The organism is Hominenteromicrobium sp. (genome assembly GCF_046974225.1).
GTDB classification, from domain to species: domain Bacteria; phylum Bacillota; class Clostridia; order Oscillospirales; family Acutalibacteraceae; genus Hominenteromicrobium; species Hominenteromicrobium mulieris.
This window is the reverse complement of the sequence record NZ_JBKWAE010000024.1, coordinates 1-20,804: the sequence shown is the minus strand read 5'-3', so window position 1 is coordinate 20,804 and position 20,804 is coordinate 1. Positions and strand designations below refer to the sequence as shown.

The window sequence follows — 20,804 nt, the reverse complement described above, 5'->3', positions numbered from 1 at the left end:
ACACCGCCCTTTCACGGCGGTAACACGAGTTCGATTCTCGTCCGGGTCACCAGAAAAAAGAGCCTTGTCAAAAAGACAAGGCTCTTTTTTCAACGAAATAAATCCCTTCGGAATTTGTGAAATTGCCCTTCGGGCAGTGAAATGTTGCTGCGCAACGTGAAATACCTGTGGTGTGTGAACCGCGCTGCAGCGCGTAGGGATTTATTTCATTTCAATTGATGCGTAGCATCAAATTTCACATTTCGCAGCGCGAAATATTTCACTTAAAAATGTCGAATCTTGTCAAATAAAACACGCCGTCTGCGAACCGAAAGCGGTTCGCGGACGGCGCTTTAAAATTTATTTATAAATTACACAAATAATCATTCAAAGTCGTGGGTGTAAATTTCGCTGCCGTCGCCGTTCAAGTAGACGAGGCGGACGTGCACACCGGAGAGACCTACTTCGCTTTCGAGCGTATCGGCGATATCCTCAAAGGTAGAAGCATTTTCTTCGCAGCCTTCTTTTAAAGCATCGAGCACGGACTGCTTTATGTCTTCGTCGGAGAGGTCGTATTCATCCGTGAACTGATATTCATAGACGAGCGCATTGCCGTCTGCGTAGACCTTGATCGTCATGCTGTCATCGGTCTGATTTTCAATTTCGGCATCGATGGACGCTTTTACGTCCGGATCGGCGAGATAATCGGCGAGGGAGGCAAACATGGCTTCCCCGGTGGAGGCCGAAGATTCGGGTTCGGAGGACGCAGTGCTGTCTTCGGAGGTGGCTTCGGAGGAAGAGGAGGACTCGGCGGAGGTGCTGCTTGTGTTCCCCCCTACGATGGTTTTGGCGGAGGTGCAGCCTGCAAGCGCAGAGAGCGAGAGCAGACCGGCGAGTGCCAATGCGCAGAGTTTTCTGAGTTTCATTTGGTTTTACCCCTTTGTACTCTATAAAAATAGAGAAAATTTTGGCGGATTTTGTTGCCGCCATGCACTCAATATAGCACATGGGTTTACAAAAATCAAGAAGCATACGGCGAATTAAAATTTGGAGAGGAAAGGAAAAAAGCGGGACAAGGATTCCGGACGACAAGACGGTAAAATTCATATTTCTTGGAACAGGCATGACCGAAATCATGCCTGTTCCGTTTTTATCGGCTCATCTTTTTTGACCATCGACCGTTTTGTAAGCTTATTATGCCGTTCGGGCATAAAGGCTGTGTTAAGCAAGGGGACTTTGGGGCGATTGAAACAGCAAAAGACTGGCTTTTACAACGCGGTTGACAAAATGGATCATTTCCTCTTTGCTGTACTTGTCATAGCCCTCCACAACGACATGCATCAAACCGTTTGACAGGTGGGTATACATCATCTCAAGCTCTGTTTCGTCGGCATTGGGCAGCTCTTTCCGCCAGTAAGCAATGCTTTCCTCCTTGGCCAAAGCAATCATCCGCATGAGGACCGTTGCGCCTGTATTCCCAAGAATCAAAACCCGGCAGGCGGCCTGATTCTGATCGACCATATCGTAAATGGCTTCGATCAGTGCCGTCACATCAAACAAATTGACATAGCGAAGGGATTTCTCAAAGGCATCGATGAGTTCATTCTCAATGCTCTCCATCAGGGCAAAGCAATCGCTGTAATGGGCATAGAAGGTGGCACGGTTAAGCTGCGCCAGGGCACAGACCTCCTTCACCGTAATTCTGTTTACAGGCTTTTCCTTCAGCAGCTTCAGAAAAGACTGCTTGAGCACCATTTGCGTATAGCGTTTCCTTGCATCCAGCTTCTCCATATAGAGCCCCTCCAAAAAAAGTTTACAAAGATTATCAACACTTCAACAGGCAGTGTTGCTTTTCTTTCAGTCGCATGGCAAGTGCTGATTGTTTCTGTCTTTCCTCTCAAGTATACTGTACTTGTGAAAGATAATCAACACTTGTATGCTTATTTGAGAGGAGGCTTTTTGCATGTTTGATCAATATCTTGTTACAGGCGCTACCGGCTTCCTCGGTAGGGCTGTTGCGGAGGAGCTGGTACGCCGCAGAGCGCAAGTGCATGCGCTTGTGCTGCGTGATGACCCCTATATCCATTTGCTCCCCAAAGAAGTCCATACCGTCATCGGTGATGTGTGCGTGGAAAGCTCGTTGACAGACTTCTTTGCGGATGCCGACAGCCGTACCTGTGTGATTCACTGCGCCGGTATCGTCTCTGTCGCGTCCAGACCCGGTTCAAAGCTCTATCAGGTCAATGTAGGCGGGACATGGAGGGTTCTCCGGCAATGTATGGAACATGATGTGGGCAAAATGGTCTATGTCAGCTCCGTCCATGCCATACCGGAAAAGTCAAAGGATTGCATCATTACGGAAGATTGCGAATTCTCTCCGGGACTTGTGGACGGAGATTACGCCAAAAGCAAGGCAACTGCAACAGAGCTGGTTTTCGATGCGGCGGAGCGCGGGCTGAATGCCAGCATTGTCTTTCCCTCCGGCATCATCGGGCCGGGCGATATACAGGGAGGGAGCTTCACCTCAATGGCGAAATCTTTTCTTCGCGGAAAGCTGCCCTTTGCCGTTCGCGGCGGATATGACTTCGTGGATGTACGGGATGTGGCAAAAGGCATTCTCGACTGTTCCGAGAACGGAGAACCCGGTAAGGGATACATTTTGTCCGGCCACTATGTTACCATTCGCAAGATGCTTCAGCTTGTGGGAAAGACCGCAAAGCGGAGGTATCGCCCCATCTGCCTGCCACTGGGGCTTGCAAAGCTGGCGGCTCCATACTATGAACATCGAAGCCTGAAGAAGCGAAAGCCGCTGTTTTTCACACCTTATTCCGTTGCCGTCCTTGCCTCAAACGGACAATTCAGCCATGCCGCAGCATCGGAATGCTTTGCATATCATCCGCGCCCGGTAAAGGATACTTTGCGGGACATGACAGCCTGGCTTTTGGAGCAGAGGAGAAAGGACGAAGTGTGACCTCACCTAAAAGCACCTTGGGCAGGCTGCGCATACTATTGGCATGACCTGCGGTTCCGGTTGCTATCCGTACGTATCCTGTGATATAATTTGACCAAGAGAACGCGGAAAAGCCGTCCGACCCGCGCTTTCAGGAACAGCACCGAAATTCCGGCAGGGCAAGCGCCTGGCGGATACCCCTCTGCATTTGGAGCACCCGCAAAAAGGAAGTGAACGCTATGACCTGCGACGAGACTTTTTACCACCGATATTTGAACGGCGACGATGCGGGGCTGGAGGCCCTGATGAAAAAATACGGCAATCCGCTAACCCTGTATATCGACGGGTATCTGCACGATGTCCACGAAGCAGAGGATTTGATGCTGGATGTTTTCGCCTATCTGTTCACGAAAAAGCCTCGCATCCGGGACGGTGGCTTCAAGGCATATCTGTATAAGACGGCGCGGAATATGGCGCTGCGCCATAAGAGCAAGCGGAAGTGTCTGTTCCGTTTGGACGAGCTGACCGATGAATCGGACGGGCAGCTGCTTGTGGAGGAGGTTATCCGAACGGAAGAACGAAACCGCATTCTGCACTTCTGCATGGGTGAAATGAACCCGGATTACCGGGAGGTTCTGTATCTGACCTATTTTGAGGGGATGAGTTACGCACAGGCGGCGGAGGTTACGGGAAAAACGGTAAAGCAGATTACCAACATGGTGTATCGCGGAAAGGAAAGCCTGCGAAGGCTTCTGGAACGGGAGGGGATTACAAATGCGGAGTCATGAAGAACGCGTCGCGGAGGCAAAGCGGCGCATCGCCAAGGTGGAGCGGGAGAAACGGCTGCGGCGCAATACGATTACCGCGGCTTCCGCTGTGGCGGCGTGCCTTGCGCTGATTGTGGGTGTGTCTTTCGTCATGCCTGATATTGCCGTAAAAATTCAAACCGGCGGCTATGCGGGCTTTGAAACGGCGGCAAGCATCTTTCACGGCGGCGCGGCCTTGGGATACATCGTCATCGGGCTTCTGGCATTTCTTCTGGGCGTGTGCGTGACTGTTTTGTGCTTCCGGCTGCGGCAAATGAATCGGGACGACACACAGGATAAGGAAAGCGAGGAACGGCATGGAGCTGATTGAGAACCTGCTGCAGCTGCTGGTCACGTTCGTCGGCGCGCTGCTTTCGGGCATATCCTACCGGAAAAGCCGCAGGCAGGCGTATTTTCTGCTGCTGTGCTTCTACGGCTGCTTTGCCCTCGGCGCGCTCTACTGGACGCTGTATCTGCTGCTGTTCGATACCACGCCGCGCGTCTTTTATGTGTCGGAGTTCGGCTGGGTGGCGAGCGTAATTTTTCTGCGCATTTTGCAGGCGACGCTCTCCAGTCAGGACGAGCGCAGCTTCTTCTGCCGCAGGGCATGGCTTGCGCCTGCATTCGGCCTTCCGCTGCTGACGTTCTACTGCACCTTCGGGGACATTCTCTCCAACCTGATCTGGTGCGGCATGATGATATGGCTTTCCTATTGCGCCATTCGAGGGCTTGCCTATGCAGAGACCCGGACGGGCGCGGCGCGGAATATGCGGTACTTCCACATCGGCGTGCTGTGCTTTGCGTTCGCGGAGTACTTGCTTTGGACGGCGGGCTGCTTCTGGCCGGATACTTCCCCGGCAAGCCCCGTCTTCTGGTGCGATATGCTGCTGACGCTGACCATATTGGGGCTGCTGCCCGCTGTGAGAAAGGCGGTGGACGCATGACCTATATTGAAAACATATTCCTGTGCATGGTGTCCCCGCTGCTGGTGGCTGCTCTGTGCATGGGCAGGCGGCATCTCCGCTTTTTTCTGTTCTGCATCGTCGGAATGGGTGTGTGCCTGCTTTCGGCCTACATCAATACTTTCCTCGCGTCGGTGTGTCAGGCGGACGCCCTTGCCGCCACGGCGGAGATTGCGCCGGTGGTGGAGGAGATGATGAAGCTGCTGCCGCTGGTGTTCTATCTTCTGGTGTTTGAGCCGGAGGGGGATAAAATCAAGGCTGCCGCAATAACAGTTGCCCTTGCCTTTGCCACCTTTGAAAACGTATGCTATCTCATTCAGAACGGAGCAGACCGTTTCTCCTTCATCTTCTTCCGTGGCTTCGGCACGGGAGCCATGCACGTTCTCTGCGGTCTGATCGTGGGCGGCGGGCTTGCCTATGCGTGGCAGCGGACATGGCTGAAAATTGCAGGCACCTGGGGGCTGCTGGGCGCGGCCATCACCCTCCACGCCGTTTACAATCTGCTCATCGCCTACGGCGGTGCGGCGCAGTATGTGGCCTACGCCCTGCCGGTGCTGCTGGTAGCGGCGGGAAGGCTGTCTACGTTCCGTTTATCGCGGATGAAATAACCGAACATTCACACCTTGAGAGCTGCTTTTGGGCGGCTCTCAAATTTTTTTGGAAAATTTTGCGTTTTGGGTGAGAGTTTTTCCGATTTTATGTACCTATATAAGTGAAAGGGTTTTTAGGCCACAGTTTCAGACAAACCGGAGAGGAGGGTCAAACTGTATGTACGATACCGCAAGACGGGTCGCACTCGTCCGGCAGCGGGTACGGAAAAACACCCGCCGAAGGCAGCAGCATGGCATATACGGACTGAGTGCCGCGTGTATGCTGCTGTTCGCGGTGCTGATGCAGGCGATAAGCACGGTCGTCAGGCCGGGACAGACCGCTGCATGGGGCGTGTTCGGCGCGATGCTGCTGCGCGAGGATGCGGGCGGCTATGTGCTGGTGGCTGTTGTATCCTTTGCCGCTGCGGCGGCAATCACCGCGCTGTGCATGCGGTTCAGGATCAGAGAAAACCGGAAAAAGGGCGGGACAGGCAAGCCGGACCCGCGGGAACAGGAGGGAAAAACGACATGAAGAAACGAATACTCAGCATTCTGCTTCTATGCTGTATGGTGCTGACCATGATGCCCGCGACGGTCTTTGCGGCGGATGGAGAGGTTGCCGCACGCGCGTCGGAAACGGACGGCCTGTATGAACACCATGAGGCCTGCGGCGCAGACCCGGCAGGGGCATCCGATACTATGATGCCAAAAACGAGGAGCGGGGCAGTCCGTCCCGCTGCCACCCAATACACCTATACGCTGCATTACGATGCCAACGGCGGCAGCGGCGCACCGCCAAGTCAGAGCGTGACCAGTTCGGAATTTCATGTATGGGTTCCCATATCAGAAATAATTCCAACCCGTGACGGATATACCTTCATGGGTTGGGCGAATTCTCGGACTGGTAAGCCGATATATGGCGGAAACGGCGGTTATACCAGTTGTCTGGTAGTACATGGGTATGATATGAGCACAACCATCTATGCCGTATGGGAGGTGCACAATCATAGCTGGGGCGAATGGACTTCCAACGGCAACGGAACGCACACACGCAACTGTACCGCGGACAGCAGCCATACCGAAACAGGCAACTGCTCCGGCGGCAAGGCTACATCCACGGAGAAGGCTGTTTGCGAAACCTGTCATACGGCTTACGGAGCGCTTTTGCAGCCTGCCAAAACGGTCATCACCACCCCGCCCACGCTGCGCCCTCCGGCCTATGTCGGCAATGAGTATACCGACAGGGCCCTCAGGGGCGGCGAAGCGAAGGCCGAGAGTACAGGTGTCGTCGTTCCCGGCACGTTCCGCTTCAAGCACTATGAGGGCGGCAGAGTATACCCGGGCGAAAACCGCATGGAGATCCTCTTTACCCCCGACGATACGGAGGCATACACCACGGCGGAATGTATTATTACCGTGACGGGGACAAAGCGCACGGTCACAAGAGCCCCGGACGACGTAATCATCACAAACAAGCCCCTTGGCACGGCGTTTGAACCGCACCAGATTATGCGGACAGCACTAAAAGCCCCCATGTAGGATATTGAGTTTTAAGCGGAGTGGCGCAGCGACAGCGGTGCCACTCCCGTTTTTGTTTGGATGCGTTCGTGGTTATAGAAGTAAATATACCTGTCGATCAGTTCGTTTGCTTCTTGGAACGTCTTTGGCTTGTGGCGGTAGATGCACTCTGTTTTCAGAATGGAGAAGAAATTTTCTGCCATGGCATTGTCATAAGGATTTCCTTTCCTTGACATGGACGGCGTTATGCCGTAAGATTGTGTTAGCTTGAAGTATGCTTGCGATGTGTATTGAAAGCCTTGGTCGCTGTGGAGCTGCAACTCCGCAGCGACTTTCTCTTTCTTCATTGCCAGACGAATCGTGTCCAGAACAAGATTCACAGTCTGCCGACTTGCAGTCTTGTAGGCCACAATACTGTTGTCATACAGATCTCGGATCATGGACAGATATAAAATGCCTTCTTTTGTGTGGATGTAAGAAATGTCCGTGACCCATTTCTCGTTTGGCCTGACCGCCCGGAACTGTCTGTTCAACAGATTTTCGTATTTGTGTACCTGCTGACCAAGATTTACCCATTGGCGGCGTCGGCGAACCTCAGACAATAATCCATATTTTTTCATGATTCTGAGCACAGTCTTCGGATCTCTTTGAATATTTCTGCCTTTTAACCACTTCCATACACGTCGATAGCCATAGGTCTTATCTGTCCTGCGCTGACATTCCTCGATTTCCTTTGCCACAACAGCATCGCGATCCGTCTCTCCCAGACGCTTTTTAAAGCAGTAGTAACCACTTCTGGATACCCCGAAGAATTTGCACATAACAGATATTGGGTATTCTCCCCGGTGACGGTGAATGACGGCGTACTTTGCCTTTGGCCTCACTTCCTTTCTGTGGACTGCAGAAAATCCTGCAGTAATTTCACTTCCATCTTGAGCCGCTTATTCTCATACTTATATTCCTGCAGCGTCTTTGCAGGCTTCCTGCCACGAAACTTCGGCGCACCCTTGGCGGCTTTTTTGCGTTGCCGCTTCAGCAGATTGTGAACCGGACGGTCTCCCTCCAAGCCAAGTTCCGCTTCGATTTCCCTGTGGTTCTTCCCTGATTCTAACATCTTTTCTATGGTCGGTAGTAGAACCTGCATATTGGTGTATCTTCGTTTGCTCATAATGAATCCCCCCTGATGTACTTATTATCCTACATCAGGGGGGATTTTGTCTATTGTCCTGTTTTACTGGTTCTGTTCAGTTTGAGGATCTGGGGCTTCCCCTTTTCCCTTTCGGCGTCAAGGTTGAGACCAACACCGGCGCGAGTTACAGTCCCGTGCCCGTGACATGGGACGGCTCCACCTATGACCCGAACAAATATGGCGAGCAGATCATTACCGGCAAGCTGCATGTTGAAAGGAGCGGCTTCACGGATGATCTGGAGCCGACAAGCACAGTCAAGGCAACCGCAAGGATAACACTCATTGACGACCGTGTCTTTACGCCCACGCTGGAGCCGCCCACCTATTCCAAGCAGCTCTACGGCGGCGACCTGTGCTTCCTTGTGTTTGCCGATAAATATCTCTCCGGCGGAACGGCCACGGTGAACGGCGAAACGGTTTCCGGCAAATTCACGCTGGACAAAGATCAGAAAATATACGGACATTCCTTGACGGCGAGCACGCTATTGCAGGCGGGGCAGCTGCAACTGAAGATCATCTTCACGCCCGACAACCTGAAGCGGTATAACAAGGCGAAATGCACCGTTGATGTGAACGTCGTTCCCCGCACATTCAAGGAGACCAGGGCCGGACACATTACCAATGAAAAATTCGGAACGCCATTTGAGGAGCTGAATCTCTCGGATTCATTCAGCTTTTATGCGGTGGGCGATGAAAAAGATCCCGAGGGAACAGGGATGGACTTCGGTATGAATGTCGTCACCTCATGGGACAGCTCGACCTACGACCCCAATTCGTTTGAGGAGCAGACCATCTACGGCGAAGTCAACCGCGCCGAATTGGAGAAGTATTTCACCATACCGGAAAACGCCGACCTCCGAGCCGTGAGAAAGGTTCAGCTGCAGCCTGACCCGACCGAGACGGAGATCACGCAGCTGCCCGTATTCCGATGGAAGAACGGCGATTTTACGTTGCCCGACAACACCATATTCACTTGGCGAAAGCTTCAGGTGGGAACCTACAACGATGAAGTCGGCACGCTCGTCGGCGGCGTGGCAAAGGTCAAGGGTACGGATACCGTCGCCCCCGGCACGTTCTCCTTCAAGAATGCCCCGCCGTTCTACCTCCAGACTCCGGGTGAACACGATGTGACGGTGGTATTCACGCCGGACGACCTGCGTCTCCACAAGCCGACGGAGATTACCATCAAAATCAACGCCATCAAAAACACCATCAGGAATATCGATGAACCGGATCCCATTACCGATAAGCCGTTCGGCACGCCCTTTGCAGAGCTCGGCTTGCCGGAAAATGTGTGCATCAATGCCGTTGACGGCGCATGGCGCTGGGTCGACGTGGCATGGGATGAATCGTCCTATGATGCGGAGTCCGTGGATTGGCAGACCATCACCGGCACGCCGGTGCTTAGCAATGATGACGGAGACATCTTTCAGCAGCCGGAGCCTGCGGTAACAGCCGCGATTCGGGTGAAGCTTATCGATAACCGACCCCCTATGCCACCGACAATCGTCGCGGAAAGCCTGCCCGACGGCATGGAAGGCGAGGCTTACAGCAGCCGCTTGACCGCCAAGGGTACCGCGCCCATCACATGGAGCATTGTGAGCGGCGTCCTGCCCGAGGGACTTAGCCTAAACGAGGACACAGGAGAGATAAGCGGCACGCCCGCCGGGGAAGGGACCGAGGTCTTTACCGTCATGGCGGTCAACGCTTTGGGTGAAGATATTAAGGAGTTTTCCATCACGATAGCCAAGGCTCCCGAGACGGAATACGCCGTCATCGTCAGGGACGACGGTCACGGCACGGGCAGCGCGGATCCCGCCTCGGCGACGGCCGGAACGGAAATCACCCTGACCGCTGCGCCAAACGCGGGCTACCATTTTAAGGAGTGGCAGGTTATGAGCGGCGACGTGACGGTAAGGGACGACAAGTTCACCATGCCGAGCGACAACGTGGAGATCAAGGCCATCTTCGAGGAGGATGCGCCGCCTACGCCCACGGAGTACACCGTCACCTTTGACGGAAACGACGGTACGCCCTCTGTCGACAGCATGACCACCACCAAGCAGAAGCTAACCTCTCTGCCCGATGCTTCCCGCAGCAAGCACAGCTTCAACGGCTGGTACACCGAAAAGAGCGGCGGCACAAAGATTACGACGGATACCGTGTTCTCTGCAAATACCACCGTCTACGCCCACTGGACGCATACCGGCGACAACAATCCGCCCGTCAACTACTACACGCTGCGCTTTGAAACAGGCGGCGGCAGTGCTATTCCCGGCGTGCAGGAAACGTACAATACCTACATTGATTTGACCAAGTATGTTCCTACTCGGCACGGGTATACCTTTGTCGGCTGGTACAGCGAACGGAGCCTTGTGAACAAGGTCTCAGACATTTATCTGACCGGGGATAGGACTGTGTATGCCGGCTGGCGCGCGGTTACAATCCCGCAGACCGGTGACAGCGGTCAAATGAATTTATGGAGCACCGCGCTATGTGCATCTTTTGCCGGATGCGTTGCACTGATCGTATGGAAAATCAGGCGGCGGGAGAAAAAATCACTGTAAATCCTTAAAAAGTAAAAGTCTTATCTTCCCAGAAAAGCAGGAAGGCTGTTCTTCAAAAGAACAGCCTTCCTGCTTTTCCGCTTGATGTGTATGCACCTGAAATCATTTCTCAAACAGGTACAGGAGGTACCCGTAGCCCTCGGCCTCCATTTTTTCATAGGGGACAAAGCGCAGGGCCGCACTGTTAATGCAGTAGCGCACGCCATTGGGGGACTCCGGATCGCCGGTGAACACATGGCCGAGGTGGGAGTCTCCGGCGCGGCTTCTGACCTCCGTGCGGCGCATCCCGTGGCTCAGATCCTCTTTTTCCACCACGGCGGGGCCTTCGATGGGCTTTGTAAAGGCGGGCCAGCCGCAGCTGCTCTCGTACTTATCCGTGGAGGAAAAGAGCGGCTCACCGGTCACGACATCCACATAGATGCCCTTTTCAAATTTGTCCCAAAACTCGCCCGTGAAGGCGCGCTCCGTGTCGTTCTCCTGCGTGACGCGGTACTGCTCCGCCGTCAGCTTGTCCCGGATGGACTCTGCCGCGGGCTTCTGATAGTCGCCCGGGTCGATGCGCAGTTTGGAGAAGAGTTCCATCTCCGCGCGCGGGATGTGGCAGTAGCCGTCCGGATTCTTTTCGAGGTAGTTCTGGTGGTATTCCTCGGCGGGATAGTAGTTCTTGAGCGGGCCGATCTCCACGAAGAATTTCTCGCTGCGGCCGCGCTCAATCTCCGCGATGCGCTTCACCGTTTCTCTCGCGCTTTCGTTGGTGTAGTAGACGCCGGTCTGGTACTGGCTGCCCCGGTCGTTGCCCTGCCGGTTTTGTACCGTGGGGTCGATGACATAGAAGTAGGCCAGCAGCAGCGCGTCGAGGCTCACCTGCTCGGGGTCGTATTCCACCCGCACGGTCTCCCGAAAGCCGGTCTCTCCCTTGCAGACGGTCTTGTAATCGGCGTCCGCCTCGCAGGTGCCGTTGGCGTAGCCGCTCTCGGCGTCGATAACGCCGGGGATGGACTGCATCAGCTGTTCCATGCCCCAGAAGCAGCCGCCCGCCAGATAGATGACATTTTCTGTGGTATCCATATAAGTGATCTCGTCGTCGGACCGGTCAAAGGCCGATTCGTCCATGGTTGCTTCCTGTCCGCTTTTTTCCTTCGGCACAGTCTGCTGCCCGACGGCGCAGCCGCTCAGCAGCAGAACCGAGGCGAAAAGCAGGGCCAATACGCTTCGATACATCGCGTTTCCTCCTTTTAGAAGAATCAGGGCTTACGCCCCCCTTCGCCCGCCAAGGGCAATGCAATGGCGTGCAGCAGGCACTTTTTAAATTTCGGGTCAGCCTGCGTCGGCGGCGAGCGCCTTGTCGATCTGGGCTTGCAGCGCCTCCGCTTGATTTTTTTCCGTGATGGCGCCTACGATGGGGTCGCCCACGATGTTGCCGTTGCGGTCAACCACATAAGTAGTAGGATAGGCAAAGATGTTGGTGGTAAACTTTCCCGCCTCACCATCGGAGTTAAAATACACATTCTGATAGGTCGCGCCCTTCTTGGCCAGTACATCCTTTGCTTCGGAAATTGCCGCTTCGTCGCCGTCCAGCGTGAAGGTGTTGACGCCGATGAGTGCGCCGCCCTTCTCCGCGAGTTCTTTGTTCAGCGCGTCCAGCTCAGCAAGCTCGCCCACGCAGGGATTACAGGTGGTGAACCAGAAATTCACTACGGTGACGGCATTGCCGGAGAACAGCTCGTCACTTTTCACCGTGTTTCCATCCAGATCTTTGCCCTCAAAGGTGGGGAATTTCTGCATGCTGCCGTCATCGGATTTCTGCATACTGCCGTCATCGGGCGGCGTGGTCGTGTCGTTGCCTGCGGGCACGCTCATAGCGCCATCCGTAGATTCCTGTGCTGCCTCAGGGTACTTTTCCTCAATCATGGTCAGCTGGGTTTCAATGTCGCGGATCTTCTCCGCCCCCTCCTTGAGCAGCTTCAGCTCATCCTCCGTAAACTGATCCTTGGCGGATTCGATTGTACTGAGCAGGAAATCACCGTAGTTTTTGCCGTCCTCCTGCATGGTCATGCCCTTGTCGGCTGCCATGAATACCTTTTCCCAAAGGGCTGTGTTCTCCGAGAGAATGGCGTTTTCCTGCGCCATCAGATCTTTGTGCATGGCGACCGCTTCCTCGGCATTCTTCGGTTCGCTGCTCATTCCGCTCGTTTTGTCTCCGTTCTTTGTGCCGCAGGCTGTCAAAGACAGCATCATCAGGGCGAGAAGCAGCAGTGCCAGCAATCGGCCGGCCGTATTCGTTCTATTCGTTTTCATCTGTTTTTTTCTCCTTGTTATTATTGTTTATTATTTTCTGCGGCTTTTTTTGCCGCTTTTGTTTTATCTTTACCGTCTCCGAAGCCGTAACGGAAGCGCACGGCGCCCGTCGGACAGGTGTGTATGCACATTCCGCAGCGGATACACTCGGTATGGTTGGGCGCTTTTGTTACATCCACATCCATCTTGCAGGCTTTGGCGCATTTTCCGCAGGATACACACTTGTTTTTGTCCACCTTTATCTGAAAGAGAGATACCCGGTTGAACAGCGCGTAAAACGCCCCCAGCGGACAGAGCCACTTGCAGAAGGGACGGTAGAATATTACGCTCAGCACGATCACTGCAAGCAGGATGCCGAATTTCCATGTAAACAGGCTTCCCAGCGCCGACCGGATACCGGAATTGGCAAGGGACAGCGGGATGGCCCCCTCCAGCACGCCTTGCGGACAGAGGTATTTACAGAAGAACGGGTCGCCCATGCCTACATCGTTTACAAGGAACGCCGGCAGCAGGAAAACCATCACCAGCAGTACGGCGTACTTGAGGTATCGCAGGGGCTTGAGTTTCTTTGTGGAGAACTTCTTCGTGGGAATTTTATGCAGCAGTTCCTGAAACCAGCCGAAGGGGCACAGAAAACCGCAGATAAAGCGTCCAAGCAGGACGCCGAGCAAAATGAGAAAGCCTGTGATATAATAGGAAAAGCTGAACTTGGAAGAGCCCACTACCGCCTGAAACGCCCCGATGGGACAAGCGCCGGAGGCTGCCGGGCAGGAGTAGCAATTCAGCCCGGGCACACAGACGGTTTTCCCTGCGCCTTGGTACAGTTTGCCCTTGAGGAAGTTCGGCAGGTGCAGGTTGGTCAATAAAGCTGCCCCCGCCTGTATCCAGCCGCGGAAGCGGGATATAATCTGTGACGCGCCCGAAAATTTCTTACCCAATGCCTACACACTCCAGACATAATTTAATCGCTTTGCTCAGTACCGTCGCGGCCTCGCCGCGCCATGCGCCGAAGCACAGCATGGCGATACCCACAACCAGCAACGCGGCCTGCGCCGCTGCTTTTTTTGCACAGCTCAAATTTATCACCCTTTCACTTTTTCTGCCATCATCATAGCACAGGAAAGATAAAATCCCTGTTAAGAACGAAAATTTAATGCAGATCTTATCTGCTTTTGCTATAATAAAGAAAAAGGAAATGAAAAGGGGGACTCTTATGCACCTTTTGGTAATTGAAGATGAACGCGCCCTATGCGAGACGATTGTTCGCAGTTTGCGGCGCTTGGCATACAGTGTGGACTACTGCTACGACGGGGAAAAGGCGCTGGAACTTCTGGGTGTGGAGCGCTACGACTTGGTACTTCTTGATCTGAACCTGCCGGGAAAGGACGGCATGACCGTGCTGCGCACCTTGCGGCAGACAGACCGCGAGACGCGTGTGCTGATTCTCTCCGCACGCGGCGAGGTGGAGGACAAGGTTGAGGGGTTGGATGCCGGGGCCAACGACTATCTTGCAAAACCCTTTCACTTGGCTGAGCTGGAGGCCCGCATCCGCAGCCTGACTTTGCGGCAGTTCACCCAGCAAGCCGTGTTGCTGACCTGCGGGGAGCTGACGTTCGACACACGCTCCCGCACCGCTGCCGTCAACGGGCAGCCCCTGACACTCACACGTAAGGAGACAGGCATTCTGGAATATCTGATGGTGCATCAGGGACGGCCTGTGAGTCAGGAAGAGCTGATGGAGCACGTCTGGGACAACAGCGTGGACAGCTTCAGCAATTCTATCCGGGTTCATATCTCCGCCCTGCGCAAGAAGCTCCGCGCCGCATTGGGGTTTGACCCCATCCGTAATCGCATCGGCGAAGGCTATTTGATGGGAGGAGAGGAAACATGAAGCGACTTTCCTTGCAGTGGCGCATCACCCTGATGACTGTCCTGCTCATCGGTGTCACCTGTGTTGTCATGAATCTGCTGCTTTGTTCCTCCGGTGTGTACTATATGGACACAATCGCGGACACCTTACAGGGAGGCGACACGGTTATTATGAACAGTGAAGGCGCAGAGAGCTTTAATCCGCAGCTCGTAACGCCCGATGAGGATCTGACTATCGTTGTCAACGGAGCGCAGGGGCGCTTTCGCATGACCAACTGGTATATTACGGCTGTGGTGACACTGCTTAGCGGCGTTCTGGCCTATTTTGTCAGCGGACGCGCGCTCAAGCCGCTGCGCAGCTTTGTATCTCAGGTGGAGAAGGTGCAGCTGAACAACCTGGCGGATATGAGGATTAACGAGAATGTTCTGCCGGAGTTTCGGCAGCTGAGCTGCTCTTTCAATCAGATGCTGGAGCGGTTGGACAACGCCTTTGCCGCCCAGCGGCAGTTCACCGGCAACGCTGCCCACGAACTGCGCACGCCGCTGGCACTGATGCAGGCGCAGCTGGAGCTGTTCTCCGCGGAGCATCCCGATATGCTGCCGGAAACGACGAAGTTTCTCGCACTTTTGCGGGAACAGACGGAGCGACTGACACAGATGACCAAAACGCTGCTTGAAATGAGCAATTTGCAGCAGGTGGCGCGAAACGAGCAGATTCAGCTTGCCCCGATGGTTGAGGAGGTCTTCACAGATCTCGCGCTTTTGGCAGAAAAGCGCAATATTACGCTGGAGATGGAGGGAGACGGCTTCCTCATCGGCAGTGATGCACTGATTTACCGACTGCTTTTTAACCTGACGGAAAATGCAGTCAAGTACAACCGTTCGGGCGGCTCGGTGAAGGTTTCTGTTACGCAGAAGCCGGAAAAGCTTCTGATTCGCGTTTCCGACACCGGCTGCGGCGTCCCGGAGGAATACCAACAGAGCATCTTTCAACCCTTCTTCCGGGTGGATAAGTCCCGCAGCCGGGAGTACGGCGGCGTTGGGCTGGGGCTTTCTTTGGTGTGGGAGATCGCCAATCTCCACGGTGGTTGCGTCCGGGTGGAGGAGAGCTCGAAGAAGGGCACCACGATTGCGGTGGAGCTGCCGGTACAGGGATAAGGCACGCAGAATCTCCGGTGAGCCGTTCGCGGAATACGAACAGATTTAGAAAAGCAGCGGTTTTGCGATGAACAGGAGGGAAAGTGATGAACACATGAAAATCCTATATGAGCTGTCTTGGTTATGGGAAATGCTGGGCATCGCGCTTGCTGCTGCAGCTGTCTGCGTGACTTGTGCCGCACTGATTTGCAAAGCAACGAAGAGGCGGCCCAACAAAAAAATGCTGGCAGTCGTAGGGGCGGCAGCATTTGCCGGTGCAATTCTGGCAGTCCTTCTGATTGCGCGGACACCGATGCCGCTTTGAAGATATTTAATCCTTCGGCAGCTTGGCCGACAACACGAAGAAGCTTGCCTGCACAATCCGTGGCCGGAGAATATATAGGCTGTCAAAAAAAACTCATGCTTTCAAGCGGTGAAAGCATGAGTTTTTCAGTGTGCCGGTATGGACAGCCGCTGGTGTGGTCGGCTTTTTACCTGCGATTTCATTAAATGTGTCGTTTTTTAAGGAGCAGGGCGAGTGCCGCGAGGCTGCCTGCGCAGAGCGTCAGCCAAAGTGTGGGGGCAAAATCATCGCCCGTTTTTGGGTGGTTCGTCGGGCTTGGGGTTGCGGTCGGCACGGCAGTCGGTACGGCTGTGGGAGCTGCCGTAGGTGTCGCCGTTGGTTCCGCTGTGGGCGTGGCCGTCGGTTCTGCGGTTGGGGTTGCCGTGGGCTCCGCTGTGGGCGTGGCCGTCGGTTCTGCCGTGGGCGTTGCGGTGGGCTCTGCAGTCGGTGTTGCCGTCGGTTCCACGGTGGGGGTTGCCGTCGGTTCCGGGGTCGGGGTCAGCTCGGGCGCGGCGATGGTGAAGGTGATATTCAGCCCGTCTCCGTCGCGTGCCAGAGACAAGTCCTTGACGGATGTACCTGAAGACGAAGGGTACTTTACGGAGCCTGTTACGGCTGTTACTTTATAATTTCCCGGTTCTAACGTGTAGGGAATCAAAATGCTTACCCGTGTAGAAGCTGGTAATATGTCATCATCCTCGTCAAAATTTACATATGTGAATGTCGGATCTGTGTCGATCACCGCACCGGTCAGTACGGTTGTATCGCCGGTATCTGTATTCGTAACGGTGAAGGACGTGTCTGCTGACAGTGACAGATTATTGATGGTAATATCCCGTGACGGTTGAGTACTGGCTCCTTTGGATACGAGCAGTGTAAACCCAATGCGCAGCTGCCCGCTTGTAGGCCCCGGCTGTCCCGACTCTGCGCCTACGATCACCACGTCCTCTTGTTGACAGCCTGCCACTGAGAGCAGAGCGAACAGCAGAATGAACACGACTCCGATTTTTATACCCTTGTTTTTCACGGCGTTACCTCCTCATAAATTTGAACGGTGTTTGTTGTGTTCATTATACCATGACATGGGGGGAACGTCAATTAGAATATGCTTAGAATTTATTCGTTTTTATTTTACAGCGGGCAAAATTTTCCGTTGCAGCGGGCAAAACGGTTTTTCTTGCAAATGGGTGTTGCTATCTGCCGTGGGGTATGGTAAAATCAAGCTGTATGACCCGTTTGTTCTATAATAAGAAGAACGAGGAAAAAGAGAGGATTGGTTCAAATCATGAAAAATATAAAAAAGCTGCTGGCTGTTCTGCTGGCCGCGCTGCTGTGCGTATCTGTGACGGCCTGTGCAAACAACAGCTCTTCAAGCACGGCGGTCGCAACGCTGGAGACGTCTTCCACGGCGAGCGAGGGCGAGACCGCGGAGAGTACCGACAAGGACCCTGCGGGCTATGACGACGACATTCAGGGCCTTTGCAAGTATCTTGAAGACTGCAAGGCGGCAGCGGGCGAAAAGGTGCAGATGTCTTACGATGTCATCGGCGCCGAAAACGGCTATAAATATGTATACCGTTACGCAGATTCCGCTGTGCAGCTTGAAGTGTATGAGTTCCCGGCGGAGCTTTCCGAGACCGCTAAGGCGCTTCTGGACGCTGTGCGCGCAGACGGCACCTTTAAGGTGCTGGATAACACCGTTCCGGGTTATCTTTCCAACGACGGCCGCTTCCTTTTGATCTACACCGATGCGAAGTCGGAAAAGGAAGACGCGAATAAAACACACAAGGAGCACGTTCTGGAGTGCTTCAATACGTTTGCGGACGCAAAGGCAAAATAAAAATTTTAGGGGGCGGAAAGGCATGTGCTTTTCCGTCCTTAGTGCTTTCTTATTTTAAAAAATCGGCGGCGGTTAGGCATAAATAGGCATGAAACGCGCCGAAAGGGGAGTTGTACACCATGAACACACAAGATACCGTGCACCGCAAAAGCGCCGCAGAGCTGCGCATACGGCGCGTGATGGACGCACTGGAGAAAAACAACATGCAGGCGTATTATGCGCCCACGTGTGCGGACGCCGTAAAAATCGCAAAAGAGCTGCTGCAGCCGGGCGATGTGATTTCCTGCGGCGGCAGCGTGACGCTGGATGAGACCGGCGTGATGGATTTAATGCGCTGCGGGGACTATGAATTTTTGGACAGAACAACCGCGAAAACGCCCGAGGAGCGCGAGAAGCTGTACCGCGAGGTGTTTTTCTCTGATGTGTTTTTGACGGGCACAAACGCCGTTACGGAGCACGGAGAGCTCTATAATGTAGACGGCAACGGCAACCGCGTGGCGGCGATGCTGTTCGGCCCGAAAAAGGTGCTGGTTTTTGCGGGGTGCAACAAGATTGTGCGCGACATAGACGACGCCGCAAAGCGCGTGAAAAGCTGTGCGACGCCCGCAAATGCCATGCGGCTGAATTTGGACACGCCGTGCACGCACGGGGCGTGTCCCGGCACGGACGGCGAGCTGTGCGCGGGATGCCGCTCGGAAAATCGCATCTGCGCGATGTACACGGTTTTGGCACGCCAGCGCGTGAAGGGCAGAATTCATGTTATTCTCATCGGCGAGGAGGTCGGTTACTGATATGAAAGAAAAGATACAGGCTTTTATGGCAAAACGACAGGCAAAAGGAAAGCGGTCCTACGAGATCGACATGTGCAACGGTCCGCTGCTGGGCAAAATTCTGCGCTTTGCGGTGCCGCTGATGCTTTCCGGCGTTTTGCAGCTGTTTTTTAACGCGGCGGATATTGTGGTGGTCGGCCGCTTTACCGGCCACACGGCGCTGGCGGCGGTGGGCTCTACCGGCGCGCTTATCAATTTGCTCATCAACGTGTTCGTCGGCCTTTCCATCGGCACAAACGTGCTTGTGGCGCGCTATTACGGCGCACAGGATGCAAAGCAGCTGAGCGAGACCGTACATACCTCTGTGCTGACAAGTCTTGTGAGCGGTGTTATATTGATTGCCGTGGGCGTTGCGTTTGCGAAGCCGCTGCTGACCCTGATGGGCACCCCGGAGGACGTTTTGGGTCAGGCGGCGCTTTACATGCGCATATACTTTGTGGGCATGCCGGCGATGATGCTGTACAACTTCGGCGCGGCGATTTTGCGCTCTGTGGGCGACACAAAGCGCCCGCTGTACTTTTTGACCATTGCGGGCGTTGTAAACGTCATTTTGAATCTGTTCTTCGTCATTGTGTTCCATCTCGGCGTGGCGGGTGTTGCCATTGCGACGGTCATTTCGCAGGTGATTTCTGCGGGACTTGTGACCATCTGCCTGATGAAAACGAACGCTTCTTACCGTTTGGAGCTGCATAAGCTGCATATCTATAAAGATAAGTTTTTCGGCATGATGCGTGTCGGCCTGCCGGCGGGCATGCAGGGCGCGGTGTTCTCCATTTCGAACGTGCTCATTCAGTCCTCTATCAACTCGTTCGGCTCTACCGTTATGGCGGGCAGCACGGCTGCGGCCAACATTGAGGGCTTTGTGTACACTGCGATGAACGCGTTTTACCAGACGGCGCTGTCCTTTACCGGGCAGAACATGGGCGCGAAGAAATACGACCGCGTGGCGAAAATTCTGCGCATCTGCATTTTGTGTGTAACCGTGACGGGCGTTGTGCTCGGCTGCGGCGCGTATTTGCTGGGCACACCTTTACTTTCTATATATACGTCTGACCCGGAGGTTATCCAGTACGGTTTGGAGCGTATGCTCATTGTGTGCGTACCGTACTTCCTTTGCGGCATTATGGACACGCATGTGGGCGTTTTGCGCGGTATGGGGTATTCGATCATGCCGATGATTGTATCGCTTACAGGTGCGTGTGCGCTGCGTGTGGTGTGGATCCTGACGGTCTTCCAGATGAACCGCACGCTGTTTATGCTGTTCCTCTCGTACCCGGTGACGTGGGCCGTGACGGCGGCCGCGCATTTTGTGTGCTACCTTATCGTGCACCATAAGATGATGGAAAAGGCGAAAGCGGAGCAGGCCGAGGCGGCAAAAGCATAAAGTATACTCATATATTAAGAAGAAACGCGTTGTGGGATGACCGCAGCGCGTTTTTCATCTTCAACTTCACGGCGATTTTAAGTGTTTTAAAAACTTTTTTCGGATAAAATCAGAAAGATTATGAGGAGATTCAGAAGTGAAAGGACACAGATGCGCCAGATATATAAGAAGATGTGCTTGAAGCTTTGGGGTACAGAGAGGGGCTTTTGCAACTTTAAGACCACCTTTTCAAAAACTTTTTCTTGATTTTTTCAAAAAAATTTCGTAAAATAGTTTGCGTAAGCCATGTATATGGGCATGTAAATGCAAAAATGCCCATTCAAAGATACACTATATATTGTGTTTAGATCAAAGAACAACATATAGATGCAGTTTTTCGAAAAAAACTTAAAAAAACTTTCAAAAAAGTGTTGACAAAAGGGGTTGTACGTGGTATTATAGTCAAGCGCTCGAGAGAGACGGCAAAAAACCGAAAGCGAAAAGCTTGAAAGGAAAGCCGCTTGAAAGAGAGCACAGGACCTTGAAAATTAAACAACGAGAGA

Annotated in this window: 23 protein-coding genes; 14 read left to right on the top strand and 9 right to left on the bottom strand. The window is 53.8% G+C overall.

Features of this window, described 5'->3' with window-relative positions:
• Window positions 1–362: 362 nt before the first annotated feature.
• Window positions 363–905, bottom strand: a complete 543-nt coding sequence (locus ACLTX1_RS12370) for a DUF4854 domain-containing protein (RefSeq protein ID WP_412266698.1) — start codon at window positions 903–905, stop codon at window positions 363–365.
• 295 nt (window positions 906–1,200) lie between these two features.
• Complete coding sequence (locus ACLTX1_RS12365; protein WP_412331051.1) at window positions 1,201–1,770, bottom strand: TetR/AcrR family transcriptional regulator; 570 nt, start codon at window positions 1,768–1,770, stop codon at window positions 1,201–1,203.
• A gap of 172 nt (window positions 1,771–1,942) precedes the next feature.
• On the opposite strand from ACLTX1_RS12365, the gene ACLTX1_RS12360 reads away from it, so the two are divergent.
• The 7 genes from ACLTX1_RS12360 to ACLTX1_RS12330 all read left to right on the top strand — a co-directional run bounded on the left by ACLTX1_RS12360 (window position 1,943) and on the right by ACLTX1_RS12330 (window position 6,826).
• On the top strand, window positions 1,943–2,950 hold the full coding sequence (locus ACLTX1_RS12360) for an NAD-dependent epimerase/dehydratase family protein (RefSeq protein ID WP_412331050.1): 1,008 nt from the start codon (window positions 1,943–1,945) through the stop codon (window positions 2,948–2,950).
• A gap of 218 nt (window positions 2,951–3,168) precedes the next feature.
• A complete protein-coding gene (locus ACLTX1_RS12355) occupies window positions 3,169–3,717 on the top strand; it encodes a sigma-70 family RNA polymerase sigma factor (RefSeq protein WP_316522605.1) in 549 nt (182 codons plus the stop codon).
• On the top strand, window positions 3,704–4,066 hold the full coding sequence (locus tag ACLTX1_RS12350) for a DUF4179 domain-containing protein (RefSeq protein WP_395590893.1): 363 nt from the start codon (window positions 3,704–3,706) through the stop codon (window positions 4,064–4,066). The genes ACLTX1_RS12355 and ACLTX1_RS12350 overlap by 14 nt, the downstream gene beginning before the upstream one ends.
• Window positions 4,053–4,679 carry a histidine kinase gene (locus ACLTX1_RS12345; RefSeq protein WP_412331049.1) on the top strand — a complete coding sequence of 209 codons (627 nt, stop codon included), beginning with the start codon at window positions 4,053–4,055 and terminating at the stop codon, window positions 4,677–4,679. Before ACLTX1_RS12350 ends, ACLTX1_RS12345 begins: the two co-directional genes overlap by 14 nt.
• The gene (locus ACLTX1_RS12340) at window positions 4,676–5,305 is read left to right on the top strand and encodes a PrsW family glutamic-type intramembrane protease (protein ID WP_343285393.1); all 630 of its coding nucleotides are present in this window, start codon (window positions 4,676–4,678) and stop codon (window positions 5,303–5,305) included. Before ACLTX1_RS12345 ends, ACLTX1_RS12340 begins: the two co-directional genes overlap by 4 nt.
• A gap of 160 nt (window positions 5,306–5,465) precedes the next feature.
• Window positions 5,466–5,819: a hypothetical protein gene (locus tag ACLTX1_RS12335; protein ID WP_412264801.1), complete on the top strand. Its 354-nt coding sequence runs from the start codon at window positions 5,466–5,468 to the stop codon at window positions 5,817–5,819.
• Entirely contained in the window at window positions 5,816–6,826 is a 1,011-nt protein-coding gene (locus tag ACLTX1_RS12330) for an InlB B-repeat-containing protein (RefSeq protein ID WP_412331048.1), read from the top strand. Before ACLTX1_RS12335 ends, ACLTX1_RS12330 begins: the two co-directional genes overlap by 4 nt.
• 11 nt (window positions 6,827–6,837) lie before the next feature.
• Here ACLTX1_RS12330 and ACLTX1_RS12325 read toward each other — a convergent pair whose 3' ends face one another.
• Both ACLTX1_RS12325 and ACLTX1_RS12320 read right to left on the bottom strand, forming a co-directional pair.
• On the bottom strand, window positions 6,838–7,689 hold the full coding sequence (locus ACLTX1_RS12325; protein ID WP_395507468.1) for an IS3 family transposase: 852 nt from the start codon (window positions 7,687–7,689) through the stop codon (window positions 6,838–6,840).
• Window positions 7,686–7,973, bottom strand: a complete 288-nt coding sequence (locus tag ACLTX1_RS12320; protein ID WP_395507467.1) for an imidazolonepropionase — start codon at window positions 7,971–7,973, stop codon at window positions 7,686–7,688. The genes ACLTX1_RS12325 and ACLTX1_RS12320 overlap by 4 nt, the downstream gene beginning before the upstream one ends.
• Window positions 7,974–8,026: 53 nt before the next feature.
• Here ACLTX1_RS12320 and ACLTX1_RS12315 point away from each other — a divergent pair, with 53 nt between their 5' ends.
• On the top strand, window positions 8,027–10,561 hold the full coding sequence (locus tag ACLTX1_RS12315) for an InlB B-repeat-containing protein (protein WP_412331047.1): 2,535 nt from the start codon (window positions 8,027–8,029) through the stop codon (window positions 10,559–10,561).
• Between the two features lie 102 nt (window positions 10,562–10,663).
• Here ACLTX1_RS12315 and msrB read toward each other — a convergent pair whose 3' ends face one another.
• From msrB to ACLTX1_RS12295, 4 genes are all read right to left on the bottom strand, one after another.
• Complete coding sequence (gene msrB / locus ACLTX1_RS12310) at window positions 10,664–11,629, bottom strand: peptide-methionine (R)-S-oxide reductase MsrB (protein ID WP_412331052.1); 966 nt, start codon at window positions 11,627–11,629, stop codon at window positions 10,664–10,666.
• 249 nt (window positions 11,630–11,878) lie between these two features.
• Window positions 11,879–12,859, bottom strand: a complete 981-nt coding sequence (locus ACLTX1_RS12305) for a TlpA family protein disulfide reductase (RefSeq protein ID WP_412331046.1) — start codon at window positions 12,857–12,859, stop codon at window positions 11,879–11,881.
• Between the two features lie 20 nt (window positions 12,860–12,879).
• The gene (locus tag ACLTX1_RS12300) at window positions 12,880–13,797 is read right to left on the bottom strand and encodes a 4Fe-4S binding protein (protein ID WP_412331045.1); all 918 of its coding nucleotides are present in this window, start codon (window positions 13,795–13,797) and stop codon (window positions 12,880–12,882) included.
• Window positions 13,790–13,936: a CD1871A family CXXC motif-containing protein gene (locus tag ACLTX1_RS12295; RefSeq protein ID WP_395590897.1), complete on the bottom strand. Its 147-nt coding sequence runs from the start codon at window positions 13,934–13,936 to the stop codon at window positions 13,790–13,792. The genes ACLTX1_RS12300 and ACLTX1_RS12295 overlap by 8 nt, the downstream gene beginning before the upstream one ends.
• Window positions 13,937–14,072: 136 nt before the next feature.
• Between ACLTX1_RS12295 and ACLTX1_RS12290 the strand changes: the two genes are divergently transcribed.
• The 3 genes from ACLTX1_RS12290 to ACLTX1_RS12280 all read left to right on the top strand — a co-directional run bounded on the left by ACLTX1_RS12290 (window position 14,073) and on the right by ACLTX1_RS12280 (window position 16,190).
• Complete coding sequence (locus ACLTX1_RS12290) at window positions 14,073–14,750, top strand: response regulator transcription factor (protein ID WP_308449966.1); 678 nt, start codon at window positions 14,073–14,075, stop codon at window positions 14,748–14,750.
• Window positions 14,747–15,886 carry a HAMP domain-containing sensor histidine kinase gene (locus ACLTX1_RS12285; protein ID WP_308449965.1) on the top strand — a complete coding sequence of 380 codons (1,140 nt, stop codon included), beginning with the start codon at window positions 14,747–14,749 and terminating at the stop codon, window positions 15,884–15,886. Before ACLTX1_RS12290 ends, ACLTX1_RS12285 begins: the two co-directional genes overlap by 4 nt.
• A 94-nt stretch (window positions 15,887–15,980) precedes the next feature.
• Entirely contained in the window at window positions 15,981–16,190 is a 210-nt protein-coding gene (locus ACLTX1_RS12280) for a hypothetical protein (protein ID WP_308449964.1), read from the top strand.
• Between the two features lie 181 nt (window positions 16,191–16,371).
• On the opposite strand, the gene ACLTX1_RS12275 is transcribed toward ACLTX1_RS12280, so the two are convergent.
• Entirely contained in the window at window positions 16,372–17,235 is an 864-nt protein-coding gene (locus ACLTX1_RS12275; RefSeq protein ID WP_308449963.1) for a hypothetical protein, read from the bottom strand.
• Between the two features lie 258 nt (window positions 17,236–17,493).
• On the opposite strand from ACLTX1_RS12275, the gene ACLTX1_RS12270 reads away from it, so the two are divergent.
• The 3 genes from ACLTX1_RS12270 to ACLTX1_RS12260 all read left to right on the top strand — a co-directional run bounded on the left by ACLTX1_RS12270 (window position 17,494) and on the right by ACLTX1_RS12260 (window position 20,262).
• Window positions 17,494–18,048, top strand: coding sequence for a hypothetical protein (locus ACLTX1_RS12270; RefSeq protein WP_308449962.1), 555 nt, complete (start codon window positions 17,494–17,496; stop codon window positions 18,046–18,048).
• Window positions 18,049–18,167: 119 nt separating this feature from the next.
• On the top strand, window positions 18,168–18,839 hold the full coding sequence (locus ACLTX1_RS12265; RefSeq protein WP_412331044.1) for a lactate utilization protein: 672 nt from the start codon (window positions 18,168–18,170) through the stop codon (window positions 18,837–18,839).
• Window position 18,840: 1 nt separating this feature from the next.
• Window positions 18,841–20,262 carry an MATE family efflux transporter gene (locus ACLTX1_RS12260; RefSeq protein WP_412331043.1) on the top strand — a complete coding sequence of 474 codons (1,422 nt, stop codon included), beginning with the start codon at window positions 18,841–18,843 and terminating at the stop codon, window positions 20,260–20,262.
• Window positions 20,263–20,804 lie beyond the last annotated feature (542 nt).